4 protein-coding genes are annotated in these 3,009 nt (G+C 55.6%); 1 reads left to right on the forward strand and 3 read right to left on the reverse strand.

The features are described 5' to 3' along the window. Positions 1 to 634, forward strand: a 634-nt coding sequence (locus tag CKF42_RS20795; protein WP_111209103.1) for a DeoR/GlpR family DNA-binding transcription regulator, incomplete at its 5' end; no start/stop codon positions are given. Between the two features lie 47 nt (positions 635 to 681). On the opposite strand, the gene speD is transcribed toward CKF42_RS20795, so the two are convergent. The 3 genes from speD to CKF42_RS20810 all read right to left on the reverse strand — a co-directional run bounded on the left by speD (position 682) and on the right by CKF42_RS20810 (position 2,831). Next, positions 682 to 1,497 (reverse strand): adenosylmethionine decarboxylase, encoded by an 816-nt coding sequence (gene speD / locus CKF42_RS20800; RefSeq protein WP_009092072.1) that lies wholly within the window; start codon positions 1,495 to 1,497, stop codon positions 682 to 684. Between the two features lie 22 nt (positions 1,498 to 1,519). Continuing rightward, the gene (gene speE, locus CKF42_RS20805) at positions 1,520 to 2,383 is read right to left on the reverse strand and encodes a polyamine aminopropyltransferase (protein WP_046101240.1); all 864 of its coding nucleotides are present in this window, start codon (positions 2,381 to 2,383) and stop codon (positions 1,520 to 1,522) included. 100 nt (positions 2,384 to 2,483) lie between these two features. Continuing rightward, positions 2,484 to 2,831 carry a YacC family pilotin-like protein gene (locus CKF42_RS20810; protein WP_009092068.1) on the reverse strand — a complete coding sequence of 116 codons (348 nt, stop codon included), beginning with the start codon at positions 2,829 to 2,831 and terminating at the stop codon, positions 2,484 to 2,486. Positions 2,832 to 3,009 lie beyond the last annotated feature (178 nt).

The raw sequence follows: 3,009 nt of genomic DNA on the forward strand, positions 1-3,009 counted from the left end.
GGATAAAGAGGGCGTGATCAGCCGCAGTCACGGTGGTGTCACCCTGAATCGGTTTATTCCCGCCCAGCCGACCACCCTGGAGAAGATGCAGCGTCATCTGGCGGAGAAGCAGGCCATCGCGGAGTGCGCCGCCAGCTTTGTCCGGGCAGGCGATGCCATCGTACTGGATGCCGGCACCACCATGCTGGAACTGGCGCGTCAGCTGACACATCTGCCGCTGCGGGTGATCACGGCCGATCTGCACATTGCGCTGTTCCTGTCGGAATTTAAGCAGATTGAGGTGACAATTATCGGCGGGCGGATTGATGACTCCAGTCAGTCCTGCGTGGGGGAACATGGACGCCGGTTGCTGCGCAGCATCAATCCCGATATCGCCTTCGTCAGCTGCAACTCCTGGAGCCTGGAGCGCGGCATCACCACGCCGACCGAGGAGAAAGCGGGGCTGAAACATGACCTGCTGGCCAATGCGGCTCGCCGGGTTCTGCTGGCGGACAGCAGCAAATATGGTTCCTGGTCGCTGTTCTGCGCGGCACCGCTGGATGAGCTGACCGACGTGGTCACGGACAGCGGTTTAGAGGACGCGGTCTGCCGCACGCTCCGCGAGCGCGGCATTGCGCTCGCGCTGACAGCCTGAGAGACAGTACGCGCAGGTTACCGCCGGTAACGCTGCGCGCCTGGTGATTACAGCGTCTTCAGACCAACAGAAGGGATGTTTCTGCCGTAGTAGATCTCACGCATCTCTTTCCACAGCAGGTCGGTGATGCGTTTGTGCTCCTGCGGGCTGAGATCTTCCGGACGGGTGTTAAACAGGTAGTGCTTCAGCTCAAACTCTTTCAGCAACATCTTGGTGTGGAAGATGTTTTCCTGATAGACGTTCACATCCACCATGTCATACATCGCCTTCATGTCCTCAGACATGAAGTTCTGAATCGAATTAATCTCGTGGTCGATAAAGTGCTTCATCCCTTTCACGTCACGGGTAAAGCCGCGCACCCGGTAATCGACGGTGACGATGTCTGACTCCAGCTGGTGGATCAGGTAGTTCAGCGCTTTCAGCGGTGAGATCACGCCACAGGTTGAGACTTCAATATCCGCGCGGAACGTGCAGAGTCCGCCTTCAGGGTGGCTCTCCGGGTAGGTGTGCACGCAGATATGGCTCTTATCCAGATGGGCCACCACCGAGTTGGGCAGGGGACCCGGATGTTCTGAGTTATCGATATCTTTCGGATCGATCGGCTCTTCGCTGACCAGAATCGTGACGCTGGCTCCCTGCGGCTCATAATCCTGACGCGCGATGTTCAGCACGTTGGCACCGATGATGGAGCAGGTCTCGGTCAGGATCTCCGTCAGGCGATTCGCGTTATATTGTTCATCGATATAGGCGATGTACCCATCGCGTTCAGCTTCAGTATTCGCATAGCAGATATCGTAAATACAAAAACTCAGGCTTTTCGTCAGGTTGTTGAAGCCATGTAGTTTTAGCTTTTGCAATTTCATTCACCCCCTTAGAAATGTGCTGTCAGCACGCGGCAGACAGCGCATTCAACAGATATTGTGGCAGGGCAAAGCTGCCGGTATGGATGGCTGGCGTGTAGTAACGGCAGGCCAGGCCAGCGGCCTCGAAACGCGCCTGCAGCGTGGCGGTATCCAGGTGGCGCAGCGCCGGATTGTCGCTCGCCCAGGCAAACGTCATGATGCCGCCGTAGTAGGTCGGGATCGCGGCCTGATAGAAGCTGACATCCGCAAAGTAGTGACCCAGCTTGCGATGGCTGTTCACCGCCTCATCCTGCTGCAGGAAGCAGACGCCATTCTGTGCCACAAAGATGCCATTTTCATTAAGGGCCGCTTTGCAGCCGGCATAAAATTCAGAGGTGAACAGACTCTCACCCGGACCAATCGGATCGGTACAGTCGGAGATGATCACATCGAATTTTTCCTGCGTCTGATTGACGAAGTTTACCCCGTCATCGATCACCAGCGTAAAGCGCGGATCGTCGTAGGCGCCTGCGCTGTGGTTCGGCAGGTACTGGCGGCAAAAGGTCACGACGCCCGCATCGATCTCCACCATGGTAATCTTTTCGATCTGAGAATGACGCGACACTTCACGCAGCATCGCACCGTCACCACCGCCAATGATCAGCACGCTCTTCGCGGCGCCGTGCGCCAGCAGGGGAACGTGAGTCATCATTTCATGATAGATAAATTCGTCACGCTCGGTCGTCTGAACCACACCGTCCAGCGCCATGACGCGACCCATCGCGGCATTCTCGAAAATGATTAAATCCTGATGCGCAGTCTTTTCACGGTACAGCTCTTTGTCTACCGTAAAATACTGGCCAAAACCGGCATGAAGGGTTTCATGCCACGTTTCATTGTGGGCCATGGTGCTCTCCTCTGATGTCGCCATGAAGATGGGCGGCACATCATAGCTAACACTGACCGTGGTTGCACGGTCAAATGTCCGGCAGCAGAGGGCGGGGGCGTTACCTGACGTAAGCCAGCAGGCTCAGTGAATCGCGGGCCAGAGACTTGCACTTTTTGTCGTTGGTGATGGCGATGCCGCTGAGGTCGCGATAGCTCTCTTCGCCCAGCGCTTTCATGTTGTAGTTGCTGTAGTTGCTTAAATCCCAGCGGTTCTGCTGAGCAAAAAAGACCAGCGCTTTGCGAATCTGCGCGTCCGGAAGATCCTGATAGCCACAATCATTTTTCAGATAGACGAAAACCGCCGTGAGATCCGCCAGATCTTCTGCTTCGGATTCACTCAGGGCAAAACTGGTGGAGGAGAAGCCAAGGAGTCCCGTCAGCAGCAGGATCTTGATGCTTTGCTTCATAGTCGTTCTCTTCAATGGATATTGTTAATGACGTTAGCACAGTTGCTCTCAGGTTTTCGATTAATTTGCCGTGGTGAGCCGCTGCGCCGCCTTTTTTCGTCAGATTCTCACGGGTAGCGCTTGACCTTCCCATAAGGTCAGGGTTTAGGCTGTGCGCTCTGATGCCACAAGGATGATC

The sequence above is a fragment of the Pantoea sp. ARC270 genome, from assembly GCF_003236725.1.
Classification (GTDB): domain Bacteria; phylum Pseudomonadota; class Gammaproteobacteria; order Enterobacterales; family Enterobacteriaceae; genus Pantoea; species Pantoea anthophila.

Excerpts from the sequence above, each read along its gene's own strand:
- CKF42_RS20810 (WP_009092068.1), bottom strand. The coding sequence starts at position 2,831 with ATGAAGCAAAGCATCAAGATCCTGCTGCTGACGGGACTCCTTGGCTTC.
- speE (WP_046101240.1), bottom strand. The coding sequence starts at position 2,383 with ATGGCCCACAATGAAACGTGGCATGAAACCCTTCATGCCGGTTTTGGC.
- speD (WP_009092072.1), bottom strand. The coding sequence starts at position 1,497 with ATGAAATTGCAAAAGCTAAAACTACATGGCTTCAACAACCTGACGAAA.